Below are 24,298 nucleotides of genomic sequence, written 5' to 3'. Positions count from 1 at the left end.
GCGCGACGACGAACAGAAGAGGAAATCATGCACATCGGTCTTGTCGGCCTCGGTCGCATGGGCAACAACATGCGTGCCCGTCTCCGCAACGCAGGGATCGAGGTCACCGGGTACGACGCCAACCCCGCCGTCTCCGACGTCGCTGACCTCGGCGCCCTCGCCGCTGCCCTCCCGGAGGGCAAGCGCCTCGTGTGGGTCATGGTCCCGCACGGCAAGATCACCGACGACGTGATCACTGACCTGGCCGGTGTCCTCGGCGAGGGCGACCTGGTCATCGACGGTGGCAACTCGAAGTGGCTGGACGACACCAAGCACGCCGAGCAGCTCGGTGCGCGCGGCATCCGCTACATGGACGCCGGCGTCTCCGGTGGTGTCTGGGGCAAGGACAACGGCTACGGCCTGATGGTCGGCGGTGACGCTGCGGACGTCGAGTTCGCGATGCCGGTCTTCGACGCCCTGCGCCCCGAGGGCCCCCGCGAAGAAGGCTTCTCGCACGCCGGCCCGATCGGCGCCGGCCACTACGCGAAGATGGTCCATAACGGCATCGAGTACGCGATCATGCAGGCGTACGGCGAGGGCTACGAGCTCCTCGAAGCCAAGGACCTGATCACCGACGTCCCCGCCGTGTTCGCCGGGTGGCAGCGCGGAACGGTCGTCCGTTCCTGGCTGCTCGACCTCATGGTCCTCGCCCTGAACGAAGACCCGAAGCTCGACGAGCTCGAGGGCTACGTCGAGGACTCGGGCGAGGGTCGCTGGACGCTGGAAGAGGGCATCGAGCTCGCCGTGCCGATGCCGGCGCTCTCGGCGTCGATCTTCGCGCGCTTCGTCTCGCGCCAGGGCAGTGCCTCGCCGACGATGAAGGCCGTCGCGGCGCTCCGCAACCAGTTCGGCGGTCACGCCGTCAAGAAGTCCTAGGACTTCCCGGGGGAACCCGGCCTCGGCCCGCGTGCACGTCGACCATCTCCAACTGACCGACTTCCGGAACTACCGGGAGGCGGACGTCGCCCTCGCACGCGGGCCGAACCTGTTCGTCGGACGCAACGGACAGGGCAAGACCAACCTGGTCGAGGCGATCGGGTACCTCTCCACCCTCGGCTCGCACCGCGTCCCCACCGACGCAGCGCTCGTCCGCCAGGGTTGTGACGCCGCGATCGTCCGGGCTCGACTCGCGCACGAAGACCGCAGCATCCTCGCCGAGGTGCAGATCAACCGCACCGGTGCGAACCGTGCGCAGGTGAACCGTTCGGCGATCAAGCCGCGGGAGCTGCCGCGCTACTGCACGTCGGTGCTCTTCGCACCGGAGGACCTCGCCCTGGTGCGGGGCGAGCCGGCCGGGCGACGCCGGATGCTCGACGAGCTGCTCGGTCAGATCGCGCCGCGGATGCAGGGTGTGCTCGCCGACTACGACCGCACGCTCCGGCAGCGGAACACCCTGCTGAAGTCGGCCCGCGCCACGGGTGCGAAGGCCAACGCCCTGTCGACGCTCGATGTCTGGGACGACCGCCTCGTGGGGCTCGGTGCCGAGATCGTCGCGGCTCGCGACCACCTGACCCGACGCCTCGCCCCCTTCGTGGCCGAGGCCTACGCGACCGTCGCCGGCGAGCACCACGACGCCTCGATCACGGGGGTCCTGTCGATCCGCGGTGGCGACCCGGAGTCCGCGGCGGCCACCGACCCCGTGCTCGGGACGCCCGACGAACCGGTCACCGTCGCGTCGGCGGCCGAGGCGTTCGCGGCAGCGCTCGAACGACGTCGGCGGGACGAACTCGACCGCGGACTCACCCTCGTCGGACCGCACCGGGACGACGTGCTGTTCCAACTGAACGGGTTACCGGCCCGCGGCTACGCGAGTCACGGCGAATCCTGGTCCTTCGCGCTGGCGATACAGCTCGCGAGCGCGTCCATCCTGCGCGCGGAGTCGAACCTGGGCGACCCGATCATCATCCTCGACGACGTGTTCGCCGAGCTCGACGAATCGCGACGGGAACGGCTGGCGAACGCGGTCGCCGACTACGAGCAGGTGCTCATCACGGCAGCGGTGTTCGGTGACGTGCCCCCGAAGCTGGCGGCGCACACGGTGCGGATCGAAGCGGGCACGATCGTGACCGACGAGGCGGACGCGACCCGCGCCTCCAGTCCGTCGACGGACCGGACGGACCGGACGGACCGGACGGGCGCGACGGAGCCGTCGGACGCCGACACCAAGGCGGGCGCCGACAGCACGACCGATCCGACCGACGACGACCCCACCCCCGCCGGAGCCGACGCCTGATGCCGAAGCCCCGCAAGCCCACCGAACCCTCGCAGGTGTACCGGCACCTGCGCGCCGTGTTCGGCGACCCGTCCAAGCGCGGCACCGATGCCCGCCGCCGACGCGCTCGCGAGTTCGACGCCGACACCGTGCCGTACGGGCGCGGCCGTGAGCCGAAGGGCCTCGCCGACATCGTCGGGTCGCTCGCCCACGAGCTCGGGTGGACCGAACCACTCGCCCGCTCCGAGCTCTTCGTGGACTGGCCGAGCGTCGTCGGCGAGGAGCTGGCGAAGCACTCCCGCCCGGTGACCATCGACGACGGCGCACTCGTCATCCGGTGCGACTCGACGGCCTGGGCGACCCAGCTCCGACTGATGCGCGCAACGGTCACGACCACCATCGCGGAACGGCACCCGGAAGCAGGGGTCGAGTCGATCAGGGTTTCCGGCCCGGACGCCCCCACCTGGAAACGCGGCCCCAGGACGGTCCAGGGGCGCGGTCCTCGCGACACCTACGGTTGAGGCGACGAAATCATCCTGGAGTGCCAGAAAAGCCCGTCTGTGGGGCAGATGAGCCCTCGAAAGAGGGGGCTCTGCGGTAGACTGGGAGGTGCAGTGCGCGGGCGTTCCGCGCGCAGGCAGGAGCACGCTCGACATGGCATCAGAATCTGAAGACGACCCGCAGAACCCGCTCGAAGCGGAGACCCCGCAGAGCGAACCGTCCTACGGCGCAGACCAGATTCAGGTGCTCGAGGGGCTCGAGGCGGTCCGCAAGCGTCCCGGTATGTACATCGGTTCGACCGGTCCCCGCGGTCTGCACCACCTGGTCCAGGAGATCGTCGACAACTCGGTCGACGAAGCCCTCGCCGGGTACTGCGACACCATCGACGTGAGCATCCGTGAAGACGGTGGCGTCCGGGTGGTCGACAACGGCCGTGGCATCCCGGTCGACGTCCACGCGGCCGAGGGGGTCTCGACCCTGCAGGTCGTCCTCACCGTCCTGCACGCCGGCGGCAAGTTCGGTGGTGGCGGCTACGCCGTCTCCGGCGGTCTGCACGGCGTCGGTTCGTCCGTCGTGAACGCGCTGAGCTCCGAGCTCGACGTCGAGGTCCGTCGGCAGGGCCACGTCTGGCGTCAGAGCTACACCGACGGCGTCCCCGTGGCCCCCGTCTCGAAGGACGAACCGGCCGACGAGACCGGGACGACGATCACGTTCTGGCCGAACGCCGAGATCTTCGAGTCCGTCGTCTTCGACTACGAGACCCTGCGCACGCGCTTCCAGCAGATGGCCTTCCTGAACAAGGGTCTGCGGATCAACCTGCGCGACGAGCGCGCCCCCGAAGAAGGGGAAGAAGCTCGCAACGACACCTTCATGTACGAGCGTGGGCTCGCCGACTACGTCGAGTTCATCAACGCGCAGAAGAAGGCCGACCTCGTCCACCCCGACGTCATCGGCTTCGAGTCCGAGGACCCGGACCGCAAGATCGCGCTCGAGGTCGCGATGCAGTGGAACACCTCGTACCAGGAGAGCGTCCACACCTTCGCGAACACGATCAACACGCACGAAGGCGGGACCCACGAAGAGGGCTTCCGCGCCGCGCTCACGACCCTCGTCAACCGCTACGCGCGTGAGGCGAAGATCATCAAGGAGAAGGACGACAACCTGACGGGTGACGACATCCGCGAAGGGCTCACCGCCGTCATCTCGGTGAAGCTCGGCGAGCCGCAGTTCGAAGGGCAGACGAAGACCAAGCTCGGCAACACCGAGGCGAAGTCGTTCGTGCAGCGTGTCGTCGGCACCGAGCTGACCCACTGGTTCGAGAGCAACCCGACGCAGGCACGCGACGTCGTCCGCAAGGCGATCCAGGCGTCGCAGGCTCGGCTCGCGGCCCGCAAGGCACGCGAGACCACCCGTCGCAAGGGGCTGCTCGAGTCGGGCGGCATGCCCGGCAAGCTCAAGGACTGCCAGTCGAAGGACCCGACCCTGTCGGAGATCTTCATGGTCGAGGGCGACTCGGCCGGTGGTTCCGCCGTGCAGGGCCGCAACCCGATGACCCAGGCGATCCTGCCGCTGCGCGGCAAGATCCTGAACGTCGAGAAGGCCAGGCTCGACCGTGCCCTCGCCAACCAGGAGATCCAGTCGATGATCACGGCGTTCGGCGCCGGCATCGGTGAGGACTTCGACCCGGACAAGGCCCGGTACCACAAGATCGTGCTGATGGCCGATGCCGACGTCGACGGCCAGCACATCACGACGCTGCTGCTCACGCTGCTGTTCCGCTACATGCGTCCGCTCATCGAGCGTGGGTACGTGTACCTCGCGCAGCCGCCGCTGTACCGCCTGAAGTGGTCGAACTCGGCGCACGAGTACGTGTTCAGCGACCGGGAGCGCGACGCCCTGATGCAGGCCGGCCTCGCCGCCGGCAAGCGCATCCCGAAGGACAACGGGATCCAGCGCTACAAGGGCCTCGGCGAGATGGACTACAAGGAGCTCTGGGACACCACGATGAACCCGGACACCCGCACGCTCCTGCAGGTCACGCTGGAGGACGCAGCCGCGGTCGACAGCACCTTCTCGACGCTGATGGGTGAGGACGTCGACGCACGTCGCCAGTTCATCCAGCAGAACGCCAAGGACGTCCGCTTCCTCGACATCTAACGGCCAGGAGGCGCGGTGTGAGCCGCGTCGACCAGTCCTGACCACCTGTGGTCGCGCCCGGTGCGACCAACGGAACCACAGCCTCCAGGCTGTCCAGAAAGGGAACGAAGCCACATGGCTGACGACAACGAGAACGGCGCCGACGAGCAGCCCGAGATCGTCCACGGCGACAGCGGGGACATCGTCGTCTCCGGTGACCGCATCTCGCAGGTCGACCTGCAGCTCGAGATGCAGCGCTCGTACCTCGACTACGCGATGTCGGTCATCGTCGGTCGTGCCCTGCCGGAGGTCCGCGACGGCCTCAAGCCGGTGCACCGCCGTGTGATCTACGCGATGTTCGACGGCGGTTACCGCCCGGACCGTGCGTTCTCGAAGTGCTCCCGCGTCGTCGGTGACGTGATGGGCCAGTTCCACCCGCACGGTGACTCGGCGATCTACGACGCCCTGGTCCGTCTGGTGCAGCCGTGGTCGCTCCGGTACCCGCTGGCGCTCGGCCAGGGCAACTTCGGTTCGCCCGGCAACGACGGCGCCGCCGCCCCGCGGTACACCGAGACGAAGATGGCGCCGCTCGCGCTCGAGATGGTCCGCGACATCGACGAGGACACCGTCGACTTCCAGGACAACTACGACGGCCGCACGCAGGAGCCGGCGATCCTGCCGGCCCGGTTCCCGAACCTGCTCGTCAACGGGTCCGTCGGCATCGCGGTCGGCATGGCCACGAACATCCCGCCGCACAACCTGCGCGAGGTCGCCGAGGGTGCGAAGTGGGCGCTCGACAACCCCGACGCCACCCGCGAAGAGCTGCTCGCCGCGCTCATGCAGCGCATCAAGGGCCCGGACTTCCCGACCGGTGCGCAGGTGCTCGGCACCAAGGGCATCCAGGACGCCTACCGCACCGGCCGTGGCTCGATCACGATGCGTGCCGTGGTCTCGGTGGAGGAGATCCAGGGGCGCACCTGCCTCGTCGTCACCGAGCTGCCGTACCAGGTCAACCCGGACAACCTGGCGATCAAGATCGCCGAGCTCGTCAAGGACGGCAAGCTCGCCGGCGTCGCCGACATCCGCGACGAGACCTCCGGTCGGACCGGGCAGCGCCTGGTCATCGTGCTGAAGCGCGACGCCGTCGCCAAGGTCGTGCTGAACAACCTGTACAAGCACACCCAGCTGCAGGAGAACTTCGGTGCGAACATGCTCGCGATCGTCGACGGTGTGCCCCGCACCCTGCCGCTCGACGGCTTCATCTCGGCGTGGGTCGCCCACCAGGTCGACGTCATCGTGCGCCGCACGCAGTACCGGCTGCGCGAGGCCGAGAAGCGCGCCCACATCCTGCGCGGGTACCTGGCTGCGCTCGACGCCCTCGACGAGGTCATCGCGCTCATCCGTCGTTCGCCCGACGTCGAAGAGGCCCGCACCGGCCTGATGGACCTGCTGTCCGTCGACGAGATCCAGGCGCGCGCGATCCTGGAGCTGCAGCTCCGTCGCCTCGCGGCCCTGGAGCGCCAGAAGATCCACGACGAGGCCGAAGAACTCGAGCGCAAGATCGCCGACTTCCAGGACATCCTGGCGTCGGAGAGCCGTCAGCGCTCGATCATCCGCGACGAGCTCAGCGAGATCGTCGACCGCTTCGGCGACGACCGCCGCACCGAGATCATGTTCGGCTACGACGGCGACATGTCGATGGAAGACCTGATCCCCGAAGAGGAGATGGTCGTCACCATCACCCGCGGTGGCTACGTCAAGCGCACGCGGAGCGACCAGTACCGCTCGCAGCACCGCGGTGGCCGAGGTGTCCGTGGGGCCCAGCTCCGCGCCGACGACATCGTCGAGCACTTCTTCGTCACGACGACGCACCACTGGCTCCTGTTCCTCACCGACCAGGGACGGGTCTACCGCGCCAAGGCGTACGAGCTGCAGGAGGCCGGCCGTGACGCGAAGGGCCAGCACGTCGCGAACCTGCTGGCGATGCAGCCCGACGAGCAGATCCAGCAGGTGCTCGACATCCGCGACTACGAGGTCGCCCAGTACCTCGTCCTCGCGACCGAGCACGGCCTGGTGAAGAAGACCGCGCTGACCGAGTACGACACGAACCGCACCGGCGGCATCATCGCCATCAACCTGCGCGACGGCGACAAGCTCCGCCAGGCGCTGCTCGTCGACGAGCACGACGACCTGCTGCTGGTGTCCCGCCAGGGCATGTCGCTCCGGTTCACCGCGACGAACGACACCCTGCGTCCGATGGGTCGATCGACCTCGGGTGTGAAGGGCATGTCCTTCCGCGACGGTGACTCGCTGCTCGCGGCCCGGGTCGTCTCCGACGACGGGTTCGTCTGGGTGATGACCGAGGGTGGCTACGCCAAGCGCACCGCAGTCGACCAGTACCGCGTGCAGGGCCGTGGCGGTCTGGGCATCAAGGTGGCCAAGTTGGCGCTCGACCGAGGCGATCTTGTGGGCGCTCTCATCGTCGGCGAGGACGACGAAGTGCTCGTCGTGCTGCAATCGGGCAAGGTGGTAAGGTCTGCCGTGGCCGAGGTCCCTGCCAAGGGCCGTGACACGATGGGCGTCGTCTTCGCGAGGTTCGCGGAGAACGACCGGATCATCGCGGTGGCCCGGAACACCGAGCGGAACCTGGACGACCAGGACGACGCCGAGATCGAGCCCGCGGGCCCGGTGGAGACGGTCAGCCCTGCCGAAGCGGCCCCGGATTCCACTGATCCCATCGACACCGAGCCCGTCGCAGACGAGGCCGGAGAGGACCAGTCAAGCAATGAGTAGTGTCGCCGAGAAGCTCCAGAAGAAGGCGAAGCGACCCGTCGGCACCCGCCAGGTGCGGTTGCGACTGGTCTACGTCGACTTCTGGTCGATGGTGAAGCTGAGCTTCCTCATCGCCCTGGCCGGCAGCATCGTGATCGTGGTCGCCACGGCACTGGTGTGGGTCATCCTGAACCAGACGGGTGTGTTCACCCAGATCGACGCCCTGCTGAAGGACGTCACCGGTCAGAACAGTTACTCGATCATGGACCAGTTCTCGCTGGGCCAGGTCCTCGGGTTCTCCATCGTCGTGGGCATCCTCAACGTGGTCGTCGGCACCGTGCTCGGCGCCATCGTGAGCGTGCTCTACAACCTCAGTGTGCGGATCACGGGCGGGCTGCTCGTGGGCTTCACGAACAACTGACACACCCGGCCGGATGAGGCCGACCGCTCGATTTCGTTCTCTGGGATCGGTACGGTAGGCTTTCATCCGGTCTGAGGGGCTATAGCTCAGGCGGTTAGAGCGCTTCGCTGATAACGAAGAGGTCCAAGGTTCAAGTCCTTGTAGCCCCACCAGTTCTCCGGAACAGCACGACAATCCGATCCTGTCGCCGATCACCTCGGTGGCACTCGGGGCCTTAGCTCAGTTGGTAGAGCGCCTGCTTTGCAAGCAGGATGTCGGGAGTTCGATTCTCCCAGGCTCCACTCCCTCTGCACGAGTCCTGCTTCGCTCGTTCCTCGCTCCGCCGTCTTCGGTCGTCGTGCTTGTCTGCGCGCCTTCGGCGACGCGCCGCTCCGCGATGGTTGGGTTCGCCACTCTCCCTGCAGGTTGCTTCTTGTCGAGTGGTCACGACATGCCGCGTGCGGTTTGCCGAGGTGGCTGGAACTGTCGTCTGCGCGTCCTCCGGACGACAGGATGCGACCTGTCGGTGGCTGCCCCGGGGCGTGTTGCGTGACGGCCCGCCGGACGGGAGGCGCGGTGCCAGGCCGGTGCGGGCCTCCAGGCGGGTGGGCGGGCGCGTTCAGGGCGCGTCGCCGTGCGCGGGTGCGTGGTCGCCAGGCCCGGGAACGACGAAGGGCCCCGGCTGGTGCCGGGGCCCTTCGTACGAACCGGGAGGTCAGGCGGCGGGCTTCTCCGCCGTGTCAGCGTCGTCGGCGACCCAGAGGTCGTCGTCGGCACGGAGCGTCTGGTACGCGGCGTACGCAGCACCGGCGACGGCGACGACGCCGACGATGATGAGTGCGACTCCGCCGAAGCCGAGGCCCTTCTTCTGCTGCGACGGGACGTACTTCGCAGCGGCCTTCTTGGCCTTCTTGCCCTTCTTCTGGGCGTTCTTCACGATCTTCTTGACCCGGGGGTCCTTCGCGAGATCGGTCACGCTCAGCACCGAACCAGCGGTCGAGACGAGTCCGGGGACCACCTCGGACTGGAACTTGTGCGAAGCGCTCTGCGCTGCCGAGGTGGCAGCGTGCACGCCGGTCGCGAACGCGGGACGGATCCCGTTGTCGATCGCGTTCTGCACGCGGGGTGCGATGTCCTTGCGAGCTGCGTCCGCGGCGTTGGTCCGGGCCTCAGCCAGGATCGCGTTCGCGTGCTCGAGGACCTTGCGCTGCTCGCCGAGGAGCGAGGCGGTCTGGCCCTTGAGCTTCTTGATCTGCTTCCGACGCTTTCGCGGGATCTCGATCGTCGTCATCTGGTACCTCCATCGGATCGGCGTGACCCCATCCTGCCACCACACTGCCTGACAGGTCACGGAGCCGTAGCTGTGGGATCCGTCCACGGTCAGGAGTACATGCGAGAATCGGAACATGTCTCTGCACACCGCTGTCGCAACGATCCACACCAACAAGGGCGACATCCGCGTCAACCTGTTCGGCAACCACGCACCGAAGACCGTCAAGAACTTCGTCGACCTCGCCACGGGCCAGCAGGAGTGGACCCACCCCGGCACGGGCAAGGTCTCGACCGACAAGCTCTACGACGGCGTGATCTTCCACCGCATCATCAAGGACTTCATGATCCAGGGCGGCGACCCGCTCGGCCAGGGCATCGGCGGCCCGGGTTACCGCTTCGACGACGAGATCTCCCCGGAGCTCACGTTCCAGAACCCCTACATCTTCGCCATGGCGAACGCCGGCATCCAGGGCGGCCGCGGCACCAACGGCTCGCAGTTCTTCATCACCACGGTGGCGACGCCGTGGCTGCAGGGCAAGCACACCATCTTCGGTGAGGTCGCCGACGACGAGTCCCGCGTGGTCGTCGACGCGATCGAGGCCGTGCCGACCGACGGCCGCGACAAGCCCGTCGAGGACGTCGTCATCCAGAGCATCGACGTCGAAGGCGTCTGACCCGCACGTGACCGACCAGGCGTACAACCCGAACAACACCTGCTACCGGCATCCGGACCGGCAGAGCTTCGTGCTCTGCCAGCGCTGTGGGCGGACGATCTGCCCGGAGTGCCAGACGCCGGCGGCGGTCGGGGTGCACTGCCCGGAGTGCGTGCGTGAACAGCGCGCACAGTTCGCAGCGAACCGCCGAGCGTCCGGAGCCCCCAGCGGGTTCACGGTCGCTCGGCGTCGGTTCGCGATGCTCGACCAGAAGGGCACGACCGTCATCGTGGCGATCACGGTGGCGATCTGGTTGCTCGACCAGGTCAGCGGACGGTTCTTCACGAGCTTGCTCGCCTACAACTCGCTGCTGCTGCCGACGCAGCCCTGGCGTGTGGTGACCTCGCTGTTCGTGCACTCGGGCATCTTCCACATCCTGTTCAACATGTGGGCGCTCTGGATCTTCGGTCGCATGCTCGAGAACATGCTCGGTACCTGGCGGTTCGTGGCGCTGTACTTCATCACCGGGATCTTCGGGTCCATGCTCGTCACCTTCCTGGCGCCGGGGACGACCGTGCTGGGTGCTTCGGGTGCGATCTTCGGGCTGTTCGCCGCGTTCTTCGTGCTGCAGCGCAGCCTGGGGAACAACGCCGTGCAACTCCTCGTGCTCATGGGACTGAACCTGGTCATCGGGTTCCTGCCCGGAGTCAACATCTCGTGGCAGGCGCACGTCGGCGGGATCATCGGCGGGTTCCTGATGGGCTTCGTCTTCGCGCAGACGCGCAACGTCCGGAAGCGACCGCTGCAGATCGCCCTGATCATCGGCGCGGCGGTGCTCGGCATCGCGCTCACCGCTGTCGGGTATGCGGTCACGATCGGCTGACACCGCCACAACGCGCTCCTCGAACGCCCCGTCGCACTGCGACGGGGCGTTCGTCGTTCCCGGTGCTGTCCGTGCCCTGCTCGTCCACAGCTGTCCACAGCGCCACCGAGAGTTATCCACAGGTGTGGAGAAGGTGGTGAGTTACACCAGTGTGATTATCCCCACTGTGGACACAGCTGTGGATAACTCCGGGGCGGTGCTGTGGATGATCGTGTGGAGAGTGGGGAGAAGTGTGGAGAACAGCAGGATCGTCGAGGATGTGCGGTCCGGAGGAGCTCCTGCTTGTGGAGAACGAGAACGCCCGCCACACCTTGCGGTGTGACGGGCGTCGGGGGCGGCAGCCTGGAGGTCAGCGCCACCGGGTGGTCATGAGGAAGCCGACGAACATGATGCCGAAGCCGATCAGGATGTTCCACGAGCCGAGGCTCGGGACCGGCAGGGTGGCGTTCGAGATGTAGAAGACGATCACCCACACCAGGCCGACGAGCATGAAGCCGAACATGACCGGCTTGAACCACACCGGGTTGGGGGCGTCCCCAGCGGTGTCGACCGAGTCGGCTCGGGTCCTCCGGGCGGGCTTGGTGCGGTCCTTGTCCTTGGCCATGGCCGGTATCCTACCGTGACCACGTGTGTGGATCGGCCCGCGGACCGCCGCACACATCGCCCACGAGTACGGTGGACCGCCATGACCAGGATCCTCGTCGTCGACAACTACGACAGCTTCGTCTACACGCTCAACGGCTACGTGCAGCAGCTCGGCGCCGAGACGGACGTCGTCCGCAACGACGCCTTCCCCGAGTCCGAGATCGCCGACCGCATCGCCGAGTACGACGGCGTGCTGCTCTCCCCGGGTCCGGGGACACCGGCGGCCGCGGGCGTCTCGATCCCCACCGTGCACGCCGCCATCGCCGCCGAGGTCCCGCTCCTCGGCGTCTGCCTCGGGCACCAGGCCATCGCCGAGGCCCTCGGTGCCACGGTCACCCACGCCGAGGAGCTCATGCACGGCAAGACCTCCCAGGTCGACCACGACGGCAGTCCGCTGTTCGACGGCGTCCCCCACCCGTTCACGGCCACGCGCTACCACTCGCTCGCGATCGTCGATGGCACGGTCCCCGACGAACTCACCGTGACGGCGCGCACCGGCGGCGGGGTCATCATGGGGGTCCAGCACCGCGAGCACCCCGTGTTCGGTGTGCAGTTCCACCCGGAGTCGGTCCTGACCGAGGGCGGCTACCGCATGGTCGGCAACTGGCTCGAGACCACCGGGCTGTCCGGAGCGGCCGAGCGCGCCGCCGGTCTCGGGCCGCTCATCGCGACGCACCGCGCCTGACGAGCCTCCGCGGCGGCAGACGCCGTCGTCTTCACGAGACGCCGCCGGAATCGGCGGCGTCTCGTGCGTTGCGGGGCGTCACGCCGACACGCCGGCGTGTGCCTGGCACTGGACCGGGCCGCCTGCGTGCCGCGCGTTCTGGGGCGGGCGTGCGCTGTGCCTCCAGGCTGTGACGAACACGCCGTGACGAACACGCCGTGACGAAGGAGCCGTGACGAACGGGCGCGGCGCACGCGTCCGCAACGCCGGTCCGCGGACTGGAGGCCCGTCACCCGTCCGTCAGGACGGCCCCGTCACGAGATGGTCGGGTTCGCCGCCCGGCCCCGTGGTCGGCTCAGCGGCCGTCGCCACCGTCGTCGCCACCGCGGTCGGTGTTCCCACCGTCACCACCGCTGCCGCCGCTGTCGTTGTTGTTGTTCGACGACGGTGCCTTCGGCGGCGCCGCAGCTCGTGCGCAGTAGGTGAGCGTGACGGCACTGCCCTGCGCGACGTCGCCAGCGGGGGTGTCCTGCTGCGTGACCACGCCGCCGGTGCACGAGTAGGACGGCGCCGGGTTCACGGTGAGTCCGAGCTGCTCCACGGTGGCCTTCGCCGCCGAGTACTGCTGCTGCGTCACGTCGGGCAACTGCACCTTGCCGTTGGAGACCGTCAGGTTGATCACGATGCCCTTGGTGTGCAGGGAACCCGACTCGGGGTCGGAGCTCAGGACCGTGCCCTCGGGGACGTCGGTGGAGTAGTCGCTCGAGATCGCGCCCAAGCGGAAGCCGGCGTTGTCGAGCGCCTGTTGCGCTGCGGCTTGCGACTGCCCGTTCAGCTCGGGCACGGGGACGCGCTCCGGTCCGATGGAGACCACGACGTTGACGTTCTGGTTGCGTCCGACGTTCACGCCCGAACCCGGGTCGGTCCGGATGACCAGGCCCTTGTCGACGCTGTCGGAGTTCTCCTCGACCTTGACCGGCTTGAGGGACTTCTTCTCGATGGCGCTGGCCGCGGAGCTGTACGTCGACCCTGCGACGTTCGGCACGCTGACCGAGGACGACACCGGGGGCTTGCCGGGCTGCAGGTTCACGACGAAGAACACCACGGCCACGATGACCGCGACGGTGAGCAGGATGCCCACCCAGATCCACGCGACCGGCGGACGGTTCTGCGTGCGCTGCGGGCGGTGCTCGGCGGTGTCGTCGTCGAGCTCGCGGAACGCCGAGGCGGCGTTGGTCGTCGTGCGGGGATCGACGCCGAACAGCACGGTCGACGCATCGTTCTGGGCGTTCTGCTGCTGCTTCTTGGTGGAGGTGGGGACCCGGCCGGCCGCGGCCTGCTGCAGGTCCGCGCGGAACTCGGCCGCGTTCTGGAACCGGCGCGTGCGGTCCTTGACCAGGGCGTGGAGCGTCACGGCGTCGAGGGCCGGGGATACCTCGGGCGAGATCGTCGACGGTGCGACCGGCTGCTCGCTGACGTGCTGGTACGCGACCGCCACCGGGGTGTCCCCGAGGAACGGCGCGCGACCGGTGAGGAGCTCGAAGAGCACGACGCCGGTGGAGTACAGGTCGGTGCGGGCGTCGACGGTCTCGCCGCGGGCCTGCTCCGGTGAGAAGTACGAGGCCGTGCCGAGGATCGACGTGGTCTGGGCCACCGTGGCCGAGGTGTCGGTGATCGCCCGGGCGATGCCGAAGTCCATGACCTTCACCTGGCCGCTGTGCGTGACCATGACGTTGGCGGGCTTGATGTCACGGTGGACGACGCCGGCGCGGTGCGAGTACTCGAGCGCGGTGAGGATGCCCTCGGTGATGCGGACGGCTTCGTCCGGGGCGACGGCACCTTCGGCGATGATGTCGGAGAGCGGTCGGCCCTCGACGTACTCCATCACGATGAAGGGCACCTGCACCTCGGCACCCGAGGGCTCGGACACCGTCTCTTCGCCGGCGTCGTACACGCGCACGACGGTCGGGTGTGCCATGCGCGCAGCAGCCTGGGCTTCCTGCCGGAAGCGCGTGCGGAAGGCCGGGTCGTTGGCGAGGCTCGGCTTGAGGAGCTTCACCGCGACCTTGCGGCCGAGGCGGGTGTCGTTGCCGAGGTGCACGGTCGCCATGCCGCCCCGACCGATGACGTCACCGATCTCGTAGCGATTGGCGAGGAGCGTGATCCCCGCGGTCACACCTTCTGGCACGTACTCCTCCGTCTGTTCGTCCGGCTAGTGTACGGCAGCACGACCTGGTGAGACGCTGGCCGGAGAGGGGTCGACCGAACCGTTACCGAACGGTGTCGACAGCCCCCGTCCGGGGGTCGTTCACTGGCCGTCCTGCGGGCCGGGCTGGCTCGGGTTGGTCCCGTCGCCGGGGTCCGTTCCGTCACCCGGGTCCGTCGTCTCCTGGTCCGTGGGCTCGGTCCACTCGACCTGGGCGCCCGGCGAGGACGCCGAGACGACCGAGGCATCGGACTGCGGCGACTTGCAGGTGACCTTGTACGACAGGGCGACCTTGCCGTACTGGGCACCGGCGACGGTCACCGCGGTGCCCGAGGTGGAGCCGGAGCTGCTGCCGTTCGACGTCACGGTGCCGTTGTCGATCGTGTACGTGTAGCTGACGTCCGAGTACCCGGCGGGGCAGCTCGTGTACGCCGGCCAGCTGAAGGTCACGCGACCGGACTCACTGACGGTCCCACCGGTGGCACGCTCGGGCGCCGGTGCGGTCAGCACGTCGCCGTAGGACTTGATCGTGACGAGCGTGTTCGGTGCCAGGCTGCCCTCGGGGCTGAGCGACTCGACGGTGCCGACCTGGTCGGACGTCGTCGCGTTCGATCCGTCGACGACCTCGGCCTGCAGACCCCGGGCACGCAGCTGGTTCGCGACGTCCTCGGCGTTCTGCCCCTGGTAGTCGGCTGCCGACACCGTGACGCGGGTCTCGGTCGGCTCGGGGGACGGCGTCTCGCTGGGCGTGCGGGACGGCTTCGGCGTGCTCGAGGACTTCGTGGGCTCGGGCTCCGGGGTGTTGTTCGCGTTCAGGGCGTACGCCGTGCCGGCGGCGATGGCGAGCACGACGACGATGCCGACGACCCACCAGATCCAGGCACGCTTCTTCTTCGGTTCCTCGGGCTCGTCGCTGACGGGCGAGCGGGGGGCCCCGGGTCCGCCGGCCATCGATCCTGCCTGGGTGCCGATGAGTGCGGTCGCGGCGTCGTTCCCCTGGCCCTGGGGCGGGTTGAACGCGACGGTGCCGTTCCCCGCGATGGCGGGGACGGCCACGGTGGCGGCGGCGACGTCACCCCGGCGGAGCGCCTGGGCGGCGCGGGCCAGGTTCGCTGCCGTCGCGGGACGGTCGGCGGGCTTCTTCGCGATGCACGAGATGACCAGGGCCGAGACCGGCTCGGGGATGTCCCCGGGCAGCGGCGGCGGCTGCTCGTTGATGTGCGCCATCGCGATCGCGACCTGCGACTCACCGGTGAACGGACGACGACCCGCCAGGGCCTCGTACGCGACGATGCCGAGCGAGTAGATGTCGGTCGACGGCGAGGCGGGGTGGCCGCTGGCCTGCTCGGGCGACAGGTACTGCACCGTGCCCATCACCTGACCGGTCGCGGTGAGCGGGACCTGGTCGGCGATGCGGGCGATGCCGAAGTCGGTGATCTTGACGCGACCGTCGGGCGTGATGAGCAGGTTGCCCGGCTTGATGTCGCGGTGCACCAGGCCGACCGCGTGTGCGGCCTGCAGGGCGTTCGCGGTCTGCGCGACGATGTCGAGCACCTTGTCGACCGGGAGCGTGTGCTCGCGTTCGATCATGGTCGACAGGGCCTCGCCGGGGACGAGCTCCATCACGAGGTAGGCGCTGCCGTCCTCCTCGCCGTAGTCGAAGACGTTGGCGATGCCCTCGTGGTTGACGAGGGCAGCGTGCCGGGCCTCGGCGCGGAAGCGCTCGAGGAAGCCGGGGTCACCGAGGTACTCGTCCTTGAGGATCTTGAGTGCGACGGTTCGGCCGATGACGAGGTCGGTCGCCTGCCACACCTCGCCCATGCCGCCGATGGCGACCCGGGAGGAGAGCTGGTACCGCCCACCGAAGGTGAGTCCGCTGGTGGGTCTCATTTGTTCAGCACCGCCTCCATGACTTTCTTCGCGACCGGGGCCGCGACCGTGTTGCCGACTCCGGACTGCCCGAGCCCGCCGCCGTTCCCGACGACCACCGCCACGGCGACCTCCGGGTCCTTCGCGGGGGCGAACCCCGTGAACCAGAGCGTGTACGGATCGCCGGTGCCGCCTTCAGCCGTGCCGGTCTTGCCGGCGACGTCGACACCGTCGATCTTGGCATTGGTACCGGTCCCCGCGTTCACGACGCTCTGCATGGCCTCGGTGAGGTCAGCGGACTCGGAGGACGACAGCGGATCACTGTACTGCCTCGGAGAGAAGGACTCGACGGTCTTCAGGTCACTCGTGGTGATCGAGTCGACGAGTGAGGGCTGCATGACCTTGCCGCCGTTCGCGATGCCGGCCGACACCATCGCCATCTGCAGCGGGGAGACCCGGACGCTCGCCTGGCCGAAGGCGCTCAGCATGAGCTGGGCCGTCGAGTCGACGTCGGGGTACTGGCTGGCGGTCGCGGCCATCGGGATCTCGATGGCGTCGCCGAAGCCGTACTTGTCGGCCATGTCCTTGATCGCGTCGTACCCGAGCTTCTGACCGAGTTCGGCGAAGGGGATGTTGCACGAGTACTGGATCGCGGTGCGCAGCTTGACCTTGTCGCCGCCGCCGCAGGTGCCGCCCTCGGCGTTGTTGATGTACGAGCTCGTCCCCGGCAGCTGCAGCCGCGACGGGTTCGGGAACGTGGAGTCGAGGTTGTACTTGCCGCCCTCGAGCGCCGCTGAGGCGACGACGAGCTTGAACACCGATCCGGGCGTGTACAGGTCGCCGCCGATGGCACGGTTCTGCAACGGGGCGGTGTCGGCACCGAGCAGCGCGTCGTACTGCCGCTTGACCTCGGCCGTGTCGTGCGAGGTGAGCGAGTTCGGGTCGTAGCTCGGCTTCGACACCATCGCCAGGATCTTGCCGGTCTTGGGCTGGATCGCGACGACCGCACCGCTGTTCGTGCCGAGGGCGTCGTACGCGGCCTGCTGCACGTCCGGGTCGATGGTCAGGTTGACGTTGTCGCCCTGGACGTCCTGGCCGGTGAGGATCGAGTTGAGGTTCTGGAAGAACGAGGCGTCCGAGTTGCCGGACAGCACGGTGTTCTCCGCGCTCTCGATGCCGGTGTTGCCCTGGCCGATCGTGAAGTAGCCGGTGACCGCGGAGTACAGGTCGCCGTTCGTGTACTTGCGCTGGTACTCGTACTGGTCGTTCACCGGGGTCGACTCGGCGATCGGGCTGCCGTCCACGAGGATCGCGCCGCGCTTGGTCGAGTAACTGTCCAAGATGGTTCGGGAGTTCCGGGAGTCGGCGCGCAACGAGTCTGCCGAGAAGAACTGGATCGAGGTCGTCGACACGAAGAGTGCGACGAACATGAGCACGATGACGGTCGAGACACCGCGGAGCTGTCGGTTCATCGACGACGCTCCTTCCTGGTCGCGCGCGCGGACCGCCCGCTCGCGGCGGGGATCGCGCCCTGCTGGACACGCTGTTCGGCGGGGATCGCGTCGGTCAGGCGCAGCAGCATCGCGGCGATGATCCAGTTGGCGATGAGCGAGGAACCACCCGCGGCCATGAACGGGGTGGTCAGACCGGTGACGGGGATGATCCGGGTGATGCCGCCGACGACGACGAACACCTGCAGGGCGATGATGAAGCCGAAGCCCACACCGAGCAGCTTGCCGAAGTCGTCCTGCGCCATGAACCCGACGCGGATGCCACGGGACGCGAACACGATGAAGAGCGCGAGGATCGCGAAGACACCGATCAGGCCGAGCTCTTCGCCGAGTGACGCGACGATGTAGTCGGCGTTGGCGACCGGGGTGATGTACGGCCGGCCCTGGCCGAGGCCGGTGCCGGTGATCCCGCCGTTCGCGAAGCCGAACAGGCCCTGCACGAGCTGGTAGCTCGCCTGGGTGTCGCGGCTGAAGACCTCTTGGTTGAACGGGTCGAGCCACTGTTCGAAGCGGCCACGGACGTACTCGAGGAGACTCTGTGCGACGAGGGCGCCACCGATGAACAGCGTGAGACCGATCGCGACCCAGCTGACCCGTGCCGTGGCGACGTAGATCATCACGAGGAACAGGCCGAAGTAGAGCAGGGCGGTGCCGAGGTCGCGCTGGAACACGAGCACGGCCATCGCGGCGCCCCACATCACCAGGATGGGCCCGAGGTCGCGGGCACGCGGGAACGTCATGCCGAGGAACTTCTTGCCGACGATCGACAGCGAGTCACGGGCGGTGACGAGGTACCCGGCGAAGAACAGCGCCATGGTGATCTTCGCGAGCTCACCGGGCTGGAACGAGAACGGGCCGATCTTGATCCAGACCCGCGCGCCGCCGATGTTCGTGCCGATGCCGGGCAGCATGGGCAGGAGCAGCAGGACGATCGTCAGCGCCATGAAGATGTAGCGGTACCGCTGCAGGAACCGGTGGTTCCGGACGGCGACGAGCGTGATGATCGCCAGGACCATCGCGAGCATCGTCCAGACGATCTGCTTCACGCCGATGGCGTCCCAGCCGGACAGGCCGTTGTGGACGTCGATGCGGTAGATCTCGGCGATGCCGATGCCGTTCAGGACGAGCGCGATCGGCAGGATGAACGGGTCGGCGTTCTTCGCGACGACGCGCAACACCACGTGCATGACGAGCGCGAGGCCGAGGATGCCGCCACCCACCCAGAGCACCGACTGGTCGAACAGCCGGCCCTTGGTGCCGAGCTGCACGAGCACCATCGCGCCCGCGCAGATGCCGCAGGCGATGACGAGCAGGAAGAGCTCGAGGTTCCGCGCACGGGCGGGCTCCCGGAGCTTGATCGTGATCGCCTGCGTGAAGGACTGGGCGGCCGTGGCGGTGCTCATCGCGAGCTCCGCGTCGGGTTCGGCGACGGCGAGGACGATCGCGTCGGTGAGGGCGACGGCGACGGACTCGCGTTGCCGTCCCCGCCGGTGCCGGCCTGGTCCTCACCGGTCGCGGCGGCCTTGCGCAGGCGCTCGACGATGTCACGGGCGTCGGAGAGCGACTGCGCGTTGATCGTCGAGCGGACGTTCTCGCGGGTGTAGTCCGGCAGCGACGAGACCGTGATGTCGCTGTCCTCGTACACGTCCGACAGCGCCAACGGCCCGATCGACTGCTGCACGCCCTTGTAGATCGCGACGGTGCCCCGGTCGGTGCCGACGTAGTAGTGGTCCTGGGTGATCCGCCAACCGACGAACACGGCGCCGACGAGCACGGCGACGGCGACCACGAGCGCGACGGTCCAGGACACCCGACGACGGATGCGGCGTCGGCGGTCCTCGGCGATGAGCTCGGCGAAGAACTGGTCGGACTCGGGCTCGAAGTGCGAGTCCTCGGGCGCGGTGGTGACCTTGAGCGGGTGGAGCAGGATCGTGGGGAGGCGGATCGGCTTGCGGCCGGTCGACGCCTCGAAGGTGAGGGGCGCCGCGGCGGACCCGACGGTGGTGGCCGCGTCGTCGTCGTCCTCGGGCTCGGTGTCCGTGACGTCCATCACCACGACGGTGACGTTGTCGGGGGCGCCGTGGTCGAGCGTCTCCTTCACCAGGCGCTGCGTGACCTGGTTGGCGTCCATGTTCGACGCCAGGGCGTGCCGGATCCGCTCTTCGGCCAGGTACGACGACAGGCCGTCGGAGCAGAGCAGCCAGCGGTCGCCCGGCTGGATGTCCATGATCGCGGTGTCGACCTCGGGTGCTGCGTCGACGTCGCCCAGCACGCGCATCAGCACGGAGCGGCGCGGGTGGACCGCGGCTTCCTCCGGCGTGATCCGGCCGCTGTCGACCAGTCGCTGGACGAACGTGTGGTCCGACGTGATCTGCTGCAGTTCGCCGTCGCGGTGGCGGTAGATGCGGGAGTCGCCGATGTGCGCGATCGCGATCTGCTCGCCGACGCGGATCATCGCGGACACCGTGGTGCCCATGCCGGTGAGCTCCTGGTGCTCGAACACGGTCTCGGTGATCAGCTGGTTCGCGGCGATGAGTGCCGACTGCAGTGCGAACTCGGCGTCGTGCGCCGAGGGGAACTCGCGGTCGACCTCGCGGATGCGGCGGATCGCGATCGCCGAGGCGACGTCACCGCCGGCGTGGCCGCCCATGCCGTCCGCCACCGCGAACAGGTGCGCCCCGGCGTAGCCGGAGTCCTGGTTGTTCGCGCGGATGCGCCCCACGTGGGACACAGCGGCGCTCAGCGTGCGAGCGGTCATGCCGGGTTACCGCCGCAGCTCGAACGTCGTCGTCCCGATCGTGATCGGCGTGCCCTCTGCCACGAGGACGGGAGCGCTCACCTTCTGACCGTTGACGAAGGTGCCGTTCGTGGACTCGAGGTCGGTGAGGAGCCAGCCGTCGGCGCGCAGGTCGAGGCGGGCGTGGTTGGTCGAGGTGTAGTCGTCGCGGATCACGACGTTCGACTCGCTCGAGCGCCCGATCGTGATGGGGCCGCCACCGAGCGGCATCTCCATGCCCTCGCGCGCACCCTCGGTGATGACCAGGCGGGACGCGGCCGACGAGGCGGGACGCTGCCCACCACCGGGCTGTCCGATGACGTCCGTGAACGCGCCGCTGGACGCGGGGCCGGGGGCCGCCGCTGCCGGGACGGTGGGGGTGCTCGGCCCGGACGGGGCCGACTTGGGATCGGTCGGGATCGTGCGGACGCGCTGGCCGAAGAGATCGCTGCGCAGGGCGAACACGATCACGAAGACGAACAGCCAGAGCACCGCGAGGAACACGAAGCGCAGGACGAGCAGGGTCAGGCCTGTGGTCATCGAGCACCTCCGTCGTTCTCCGGGATCACCCGGAACACCATACGGGTCCGACCGATCTCGATGGTGGAGTCCGGCTCAACGATCGCCTGCTGGAAGTGCTGACCGTTCAGCTTCGAGCCGTTCGTGGAGCCGAGATCGGTGGCCTGCGCGTGCTTGCCGTCCCACAGGACCTCGACGTGCTTCCGGCTCGTCCCGGTGTCCGCGATGGTGATGTCCGCGTCGCTGCCGCGCCCGATCACCGTGCGCCCGCGGTGCAGTCGGTGCCGCTGGGAGCCGATGTCGAGCACGGGGATCCAGGCCACGTCGCGCTGGACGGTGGTGGAGTCGACCTGCAGGATGCCCGTCGAGAGCGTGCCGTCCTGCTGGAGCCGGATGGTGACCGGGCCGGAGAACGAGTAGTTCTGCGCCACGGCGTGTTGGTGCACCATCTGGGTCAGTTCGTCGATGAGCGGACGACCGACGTCGTTCATGCGCGTGCAGTCCGGCGGCGCTAGGCGAACGGTGAACTCGTTCGGCACGAGGATGCGCTCGCGGGAGACCACCGCGGCCTTGGTGTCGAGCTCGCGCCGCAGGGCGCTCGAGATCTCGACGGGCTGCACCCCGGAGCGGAAGGTCTTGGCGAACGCGCCGTTGACGGCGCGTTCCAACCCTCGCTCGAAGTTGTCCAGCAGGCCCATGCGTCTCCCGTGTCGTCGGTCGTCAACCACTGCATGGTAGTGGTTGGCGTTGACACCCGTCTGTGCGTGGTAGTGTTTCGGGGCTGGCGCGAGTGGCGGAATTGGTAGACGCGCACGGTTCAGGTCCGTGTGCTGGAAACGGCGTGGGGGTTCAAGTCCCCCCTCGCGCACCAGGCGAAGAACAGGCAAGGCCCCGGAGGAATCCGGGGCCTTTCCTGGTTTCCGGGGCCTGGTCTCCAGGGGCTTCCCCGGGCCGTCCGTCGAACCTCCGGCGTCAGGACCGGTCCGCCTCCGTCGTGCGGTCAGGATCCGGCGCGGAGGCACGGCTCGGCCCCGACACGCCGGTCCCGTCGAACCCGTGGCCGGTCCTCCACGCCGCTCGTGCGGCGAAGTACGGGCGCGCGGTGGGCAGGAAGAGCAGGACCGCGGCGACGACCGACAGTGCGATCGTCAGGACGTCGAGCTGTCCGCCGGTGATGCTCAGGACCGCGCGGAAGCCCGCGACGACGACGAGCACGATGCGTGCGACCCGGGATCCCGCTGCCGTCCGGAACACCGCCCACGTCACCAGGGCCCAGAGCACCAGGGCGACGATCCCGGCGATGACCGGAGCCGGGTCGACCGCCGCGTCCGGCCTCCAGAACTGCAGCACCGTGGCAGCGATGCAGGCGACCACCCACACCAGCCACAGCACGAAGGACACGGTGACCACCCGCGGTCGGTCCGGTCGTCGGAGGATGAACGTCCTGGTCATGCTGCACCGTCCTCTGCCGCTCCCTGGTGCGGCACGTCGAGCGTACCGAGGGGGCGGAGTCCTGCCGGGGTGCCTCGCTACGGTGATCGTGTGACCGACGAACGCACCACCGTCCAGCGTCCCGGAGTGGACGTCCCCGACGATCGTGGCCGGACGGGGCTCGACGCCGTCGGCCGCGACCTCGACCGCAACCCCGACGTCGTCGTGCGGGACGTCGAGGTGGTGTCGAACGGATGGCACGTGCTCCGCCGCACGACCCTGGACGTCCGGCGCCGTGACGGTCGGTGGGACCGGCAGCAGCGCGAGACCTACGACCGCGGCAACGGTGCGACGGTGCTGCCGTACGACGCCGAGCGCGGCACGGTGCTGCTCACGCGGCAGTTCCGGTGGCCGGCGTACGTGAACGGACACCCGGACGGCATGCTGATCGAGGCCGCTGCGGGTCTGCTCGACGAGGACGACCCGGAGACCGCCGTCCGGCGCGAGGCCGCCGAGGAGCTCGGCATCCGGCTCGGCGCGCTCGAGCACCTGGGTGCCGTGTTCATGAGCCCCGGTTCGGTCACCGAGCGGGTCCACTTCTACGTGGGCGCGTACACGCCCGCGGACCGGGTCGAGGCCGGCGGCGGTGTGGAGGACGAGGGTGAGGACATCGAGGTGCTCGAGCTCCCGCTCGATGCGGCACTCGCGATGGTCGCGGACGGCCGGATCGCCGACGGCAAGACGATCATGCTGCTGCAGTGGGTGGCGCTCCGGCGCGGGTCCGCTCGCTGAACGGTCGTGGTGCCGGTCCGCGTACCGTCCGGGCCATGACTGATTCGACGACACCGGACGGATCGAGCGATCCCACCGAGACCCAGCAGCAGTACACCGAGGACCTGCCGGACGGGTCGTCGACGGGTGACGCGACGAAGGACCCGCAGCAGGACAGCGACGTCGACTCGGGCGGCGAGCCCGCCGACCCGCAGTAGCGGCGACCGGACGACGGACGGGAGGCACGGTGCCAGCTGGCACCGTGCCTCCCGTCCGTGGTTCCACCGGTCCGGAGCGCGGTGTCAGCTGATGATGTTGACCGCGCGCGAGATGACCAGCGCCAGCAGGATGAACCCGCTGAGCGCCTGGTACGCCATGATCATCTTCGCCCGGACGGTCATCGGCATCGTGTCCGTGGGGCTGAAGGCCATCATGTTCGTCATCGCGACGTAGAGGTAGTCGAGGTAGACCGGGCGCCAGTCGGCGGTCTTCGGGTCGGTTTCCTGCGGGAACTGGAAGTCCGCTTCGGCGCTCGACCACAGTTCGGGGCGTCGCCGGGCCACCGGACCCCCGCGGTCGAGCTCCCAGTAGACGAGCCCGAACACGATGATCGTGCTCACCCACACCTGCAGGGCGGTGAGCAGTACGGCCGCTCCGTCCGCGTGGCCGCCCAGCAACTCGGTGATCGTCCGGATCACCGTGAGCTGGCTCGCGACGGTCAGCAGTCCCGCCAGCGCGAAGGACACCCACCGGGACCAGGTGGTCTCGCGGGTCAGGCGCCGCGGGTTGAAGACGATCAGCGGGGTGAGCAGCAGGACGCCGAGCACCGGCACGACCCACGACGGGAAGAACAGCACCTCGTCGGGCAGGAACAGGCTGAGCGCCAGGTTGACCAGCACCGCCGCGGCGACCGGTGCCCGGTGTTCGTGTCGGGGGCCGGTCCTGGTCTGGGTCACGGAGTGAGTGTCGCACGGTGCCGTGACCGCACCCCGCGGGCGTGTTACGAGTGTGAGTCGGGGGAGTGCCGCGGCAGACACG

22 protein-coding genes and 3 tRNA genes are annotated in these 24,298 nt (G+C 68.7%); 14 read left to right on the top strand and 11 right to left on the bottom strand.

Going from position 1 to position 24,298, the window contains the following annotated elements:
- The first annotated feature begins 27 nt into the window (after positions 1–27).
- The 8 genes from gnd (at position 28) to BIU95_RS01000 (ending at position 8,362) form a co-directional block, all read left to right on the top strand.
- A complete protein-coding gene (gene gnd, locus BIU95_RS01035) occupies positions 28–915 on the top strand; it encodes a phosphogluconate dehydrogenase (NAD(+)-dependent, decarboxylating) (RefSeq protein WP_017887814.1) in 888 nt (295 codons plus the stop codon).
- A gap of 31 nt (positions 916–946) precedes the next feature.
- Positions 947–2,272, top strand: a complete 1,326-nt coding sequence (gene recF / locus BIU95_RS01030; protein WP_071249957.1) for a DNA replication/repair protein RecF — start codon at positions 947–949, stop codon at positions 2,270–2,272.
- On the top strand, positions 2,272–2,772 hold the full coding sequence (locus BIU95_RS01025; protein ID WP_017887812.1) for a DUF721 domain-containing protein: 501 nt from the start codon (positions 2,272–2,274) through the stop codon (positions 2,770–2,772). Before recF ends, BIU95_RS01025 begins: the two co-directional genes overlap by 1 nt.
- 133 nt (positions 2,773–2,905) lie before the next feature.
- Positions 2,906–4,909, top strand: a complete 2,004-nt coding sequence (gene gyrB, locus BIU95_RS01020; RefSeq protein ID WP_017887811.1) for a DNA topoisomerase (ATP-hydrolyzing) subunit B — start codon at positions 2,906–2,908, stop codon at positions 4,907–4,909.
- 114 nt (positions 4,910–5,023) lie between these two features.
- Positions 5,024–7,681, top strand: coding sequence for a DNA gyrase subunit A (gyrA, locus tag BIU95_RS01015; RefSeq protein ID WP_017887810.1), 2,658 nt, complete (start codon positions 5,024–5,026; stop codon positions 7,679–7,681).
- Positions 7,674–8,081, top strand: coding sequence for a DUF3566 domain-containing protein (locus BIU95_RS01010; RefSeq protein WP_017887809.1), 408 nt, complete (start codon positions 7,674–7,676; stop codon positions 8,079–8,081). The genes gyrA and BIU95_RS01010 overlap by 8 nt, the downstream gene beginning before the upstream one ends.
- 75 nt (positions 8,082–8,156) lie before the next feature.
- Positions 8,157–8,233: transfer RNA gene (locus BIU95_RS01005), tRNA-Ile, on the top strand.
- 56 nt (positions 8,234–8,289) lie between these two features.
- Positions 8,290–8,362 (top strand) — tRNA-Ala (locus tag BIU95_RS01000).
- A 413-nt stretch (positions 8,363–8,775) separates the two neighbouring features.
- Here the strand turns inward: BIU95_RS01000 and BIU95_RS00995 are convergent.
- Positions 8,776–9,351 carry a hypothetical protein gene (locus BIU95_RS00995; protein ID WP_017887808.1) on the bottom strand — a complete coding sequence of 192 codons (576 nt, stop codon included), beginning with the start codon at positions 9,349–9,351 and terminating at the stop codon, positions 8,776–8,778.
- A 115-nt stretch (positions 9,352–9,466) separates the two neighbouring features.
- Here BIU95_RS00995 and BIU95_RS00990 point away from each other — a divergent pair, with 115 nt between their 5' ends.
- Positions 9,467–10,006 carry a peptidylprolyl isomerase gene (locus BIU95_RS00990; RefSeq protein WP_071249955.1) on the top strand — a complete coding sequence of 180 codons (540 nt, stop codon included), beginning with the start codon at positions 9,467–9,469 and terminating at the stop codon, positions 10,004–10,006.
- A gap of 7 nt (positions 10,007–10,013) precedes the next feature.
- The gene (locus tag BIU95_RS00985) at positions 10,014–10,868 is read left to right on the top strand and encodes a rhomboid family intramembrane serine protease (RefSeq protein ID WP_017887806.1); all 855 of its coding nucleotides are present in this window, start codon (positions 10,014–10,016) and stop codon (positions 10,866–10,868) included.
- 349 nt (positions 10,869–11,217) lie between these two features.
- On the opposite strand, the gene BIU95_RS00980 is transcribed toward BIU95_RS00985, so the two are convergent.
- Positions 11,218–11,472: a cell division protein CrgA gene (locus BIU95_RS00980; RefSeq protein ID WP_017887805.1), complete on the bottom strand. Its 255-nt coding sequence runs from the start codon at positions 11,470–11,472 to the stop codon at positions 11,218–11,220.
- Between the two features lie 81 nt (positions 11,473–11,553).
- On the opposite strand from BIU95_RS00980, the gene BIU95_RS00975 reads away from it, so the two are divergent.
- Positions 11,554–12,198, top strand: coding sequence for an anthranilate synthase component II (locus BIU95_RS00975; protein WP_017887804.1), 645 nt, complete (start codon positions 11,554–11,556; stop codon positions 12,196–12,198).
- A 334-nt stretch (positions 12,199–12,532) separates the two neighbouring features.
- On the opposite strand, the gene pknB is transcribed toward BIU95_RS00975, so the two are convergent.
- The 7 genes from pknB to BIU95_RS00940 all read right to left on the bottom strand — a co-directional run bounded on the left by pknB (position 12,533) and on the right by BIU95_RS00940 (position 21,756).
- Complete coding sequence (gene pknB, locus BIU95_RS00970; RefSeq protein WP_302846962.1) at positions 12,533–14,365, bottom strand: Stk1 family PASTA domain-containing Ser/Thr kinase; 1,833 nt, start codon at positions 14,363–14,365, stop codon at positions 12,533–12,535.
- A 120-nt stretch (positions 14,366–14,485) separates the two neighbouring features.
- Positions 14,486–16,273: a serine/threonine-protein kinase gene (locus BIU95_RS00965; RefSeq protein WP_042539987.1), complete on the bottom strand. Its 1,788-nt coding sequence runs from the start codon at positions 16,271–16,273 to the stop codon at positions 14,486–14,488.
- On the bottom strand, positions 16,270–17,724 hold the full coding sequence (locus BIU95_RS00960) for a penicillin-binding protein 2 (RefSeq protein ID WP_017887801.1): 1,455 nt from the start codon (positions 17,722–17,724) through the stop codon (positions 16,270–16,272). The genes BIU95_RS00965 and BIU95_RS00960 overlap by 4 nt, the downstream gene beginning before the upstream one ends.
- A complete protein-coding gene (locus BIU95_RS00955; RefSeq protein WP_017887800.1) occupies positions 17,721–19,166 on the bottom strand; it encodes an FtsW/RodA/SpoVE family cell cycle protein in 1,446 nt (481 codons plus the stop codon). The genes BIU95_RS00960 and BIU95_RS00955 overlap by 4 nt, the downstream gene beginning before the upstream one ends.
- Positions 19,163–20,521: a Stp1/IreP family PP2C-type Ser/Thr phosphatase gene (locus BIU95_RS00950; protein ID WP_017887799.1), complete on the bottom strand. Its 1,359-nt coding sequence runs from the start codon at positions 20,519–20,521 to the stop codon at positions 19,163–19,165. The genes BIU95_RS00955 and BIU95_RS00950 overlap by 4 nt, the downstream gene beginning before the upstream one ends.
- Positions 20,522–20,527: 6 nt before the next feature.
- The gene (locus BIU95_RS00945; RefSeq protein ID WP_042539989.1) at positions 20,528–21,079 is read right to left on the bottom strand and encodes an FHA domain-containing protein; all 552 of its coding nucleotides are present in this window, start codon (positions 21,077–21,079) and stop codon (positions 20,528–20,530) included.
- Positions 21,076–21,756, bottom strand: a complete 681-nt coding sequence (locus BIU95_RS00940) for a DUF3662 and FHA domain-containing protein (protein WP_017887797.1) — start codon at positions 21,754–21,756, stop codon at positions 21,076–21,078. The genes BIU95_RS00945 and BIU95_RS00940 overlap by 4 nt, the downstream gene beginning before the upstream one ends.
- Before the next feature lie 86 nt (positions 21,757–21,842).
- Between BIU95_RS00940 and BIU95_RS00935 the strand changes: the two genes are divergently transcribed.
- Positions 21,843–21,929, top strand: a tRNA-Leu gene (locus BIU95_RS00935).
- A 101-nt stretch (positions 21,930–22,030) separates the two neighbouring features.
- Here BIU95_RS00935 and BIU95_RS00930 read toward each other — a convergent pair.
- Positions 22,031–22,510, bottom strand: a complete 480-nt coding sequence (locus BIU95_RS00930; RefSeq protein ID WP_139179580.1) for a hypothetical protein — start codon at positions 22,508–22,510, stop codon at positions 22,031–22,033.
- Between the two features lie 90 nt (positions 22,511–22,600).
- On the opposite strand from BIU95_RS00930, the gene BIU95_RS00925 reads away from it, so the two are divergent.
- Positions 22,601–23,281, top strand: coding sequence for an NUDIX domain-containing protein (locus BIU95_RS00925; protein WP_017887795.1), 681 nt, complete (start codon positions 22,601–22,603; stop codon positions 23,279–23,281).
- Between the two features lie 35 nt (positions 23,282–23,316).
- Positions 23,317–23,478, top strand: a complete 162-nt coding sequence (locus tag BIU95_RS18485) for a hypothetical protein (protein WP_156155365.1) — start codon at positions 23,317–23,319, stop codon at positions 23,476–23,478.
- An 84-nt stretch (positions 23,479–23,562) separates the two neighbouring features.
- On the opposite strand, the gene BIU95_RS00915 is transcribed toward BIU95_RS18485, so the two are convergent.
- Positions 23,563–24,216, bottom strand: a complete 654-nt coding sequence (locus tag BIU95_RS00915) for a DUF1345 domain-containing protein (protein WP_042539994.1) — start codon at positions 24,214–24,216, stop codon at positions 23,563–23,565.
- Positions 24,217–24,298 lie beyond the last annotated feature (82 nt).

The organism is Curtobacterium sp. MCBA15_007, assembly GCF_001864905.1.
Lineage (GTDB): Bacteria > Actinomycetota > Actinomycetes > Actinomycetales > Microbacteriaceae > Curtobacterium > Curtobacterium poinsettiae.
This window is presented reverse-complemented; position numbering and strand designations above follow the sequence as displayed.

Excerpts from the sequence above, each read along its gene's own strand:
- BIU95_RS00980 (WP_017887805.1), bottom strand. The coding sequence starts at position 11,472 with ATGGCCAAGGACAAGGACCGCACCAAGCCCGCCCGGAGGACCCGAGCC.
- BIU95_RS00990 (WP_071249955.1), top strand. The coding sequence starts at position 9,467 with ATGTCTCTGCACACCGCTGTCGCAACGATCCACACCAACAAGGGCGAC.
- BIU95_RS01010 (WP_017887809.1), top strand. The coding sequence starts at position 7,674 with ATGAGTAGTGTCGCCGAGAAGCTCCAGAAGAAGGCGAAGCGACCCGTC.
- BIU95_RS01025 (WP_017887812.1), top strand. The coding sequence starts at position 2,272 with ATGCCGAAGCCCCGCAAGCCCACCGAACCCTCGCAGGTGTACCGGCAC.
- gnd (WP_017887814.1), top strand. The coding sequence starts at position 28 with ATGCACATCGGTCTTGTCGGCCTCGGTCGCATGGGCAACAACATGCGT.
- BIU95_RS00995 (WP_017887808.1), bottom strand. The coding sequence starts at position 9,351 with ATGACGACGATCGAGATCCCGCGAAAGCGTCGGAAGCAGATCAAGAAG.
- BIU95_RS00940 (WP_017887797.1), bottom strand. The coding sequence starts at position 21,756 with ATGGGCCTGCTGGACAACTTCGAGCGAGGGTTGGAACGCGCCGTCAAC.
- BIU95_RS00955 (WP_017887800.1), bottom strand. The coding sequence starts at position 19,166 with ATGAGCACCGCCACGGCCGCCCAGTCCTTCACGCAGGCGATCACGATC.
- BIU95_RS00930 (WP_139179580.1), bottom strand. The coding sequence starts at position 22,510 with ATGACCAGGACGTTCATCCTCCGACGACCGGACCGACCGCGGGTGGTC.
- BIU95_RS00950 (WP_017887799.1), bottom strand. The coding sequence starts at position 20,521 with ATGACCGCTCGCACGCTGAGCGCCGCTGTGTCCCACGTGGGGCGCATC.
- gyrB (WP_017887811.1), top strand. The coding sequence starts at position 2,906 with ATGGCATCAGAATCTGAAGACGACCCGCAGAACCCGCTCGAAGCGGAG.
- BIU95_RS18485 (WP_156155365.1), top strand. The coding sequence starts at position 23,317 with ATGACTGATTCGACGACACCGGACGGATCGAGCGATCCCACCGAGACC.
- BIU95_RS00975 (WP_017887804.1), top strand. The coding sequence starts at position 11,554 with ATGACCAGGATCCTCGTCGTCGACAACTACGACAGCTTCGTCTACACG.
- BIU95_RS00965 (WP_042539987.1), bottom strand. The coding sequence starts at position 16,273 with ATGAGACCCACCAGCGGACTCACCTTCGGTGGGCGGTACCAGCTCTCC.
- BIU95_RS00945 (WP_042539989.1), bottom strand. The coding sequence starts at position 21,079 with ATGACCACAGGCCTGACCCTGCTCGTCCTGCGCTTCGTGTTCCTCGCG.
- BIU95_RS00960 (WP_017887801.1), bottom strand. The coding sequence starts at position 17,724 with ATGAACCGACAGCTCCGCGGTGTCTCGACCGTCATCGTGCTCATGTTC.
- gyrA (WP_017887810.1), top strand. The coding sequence starts at position 5,024 with ATGGCTGACGACAACGAGAACGGCGCCGACGAGCAGCCCGAGATCGTC.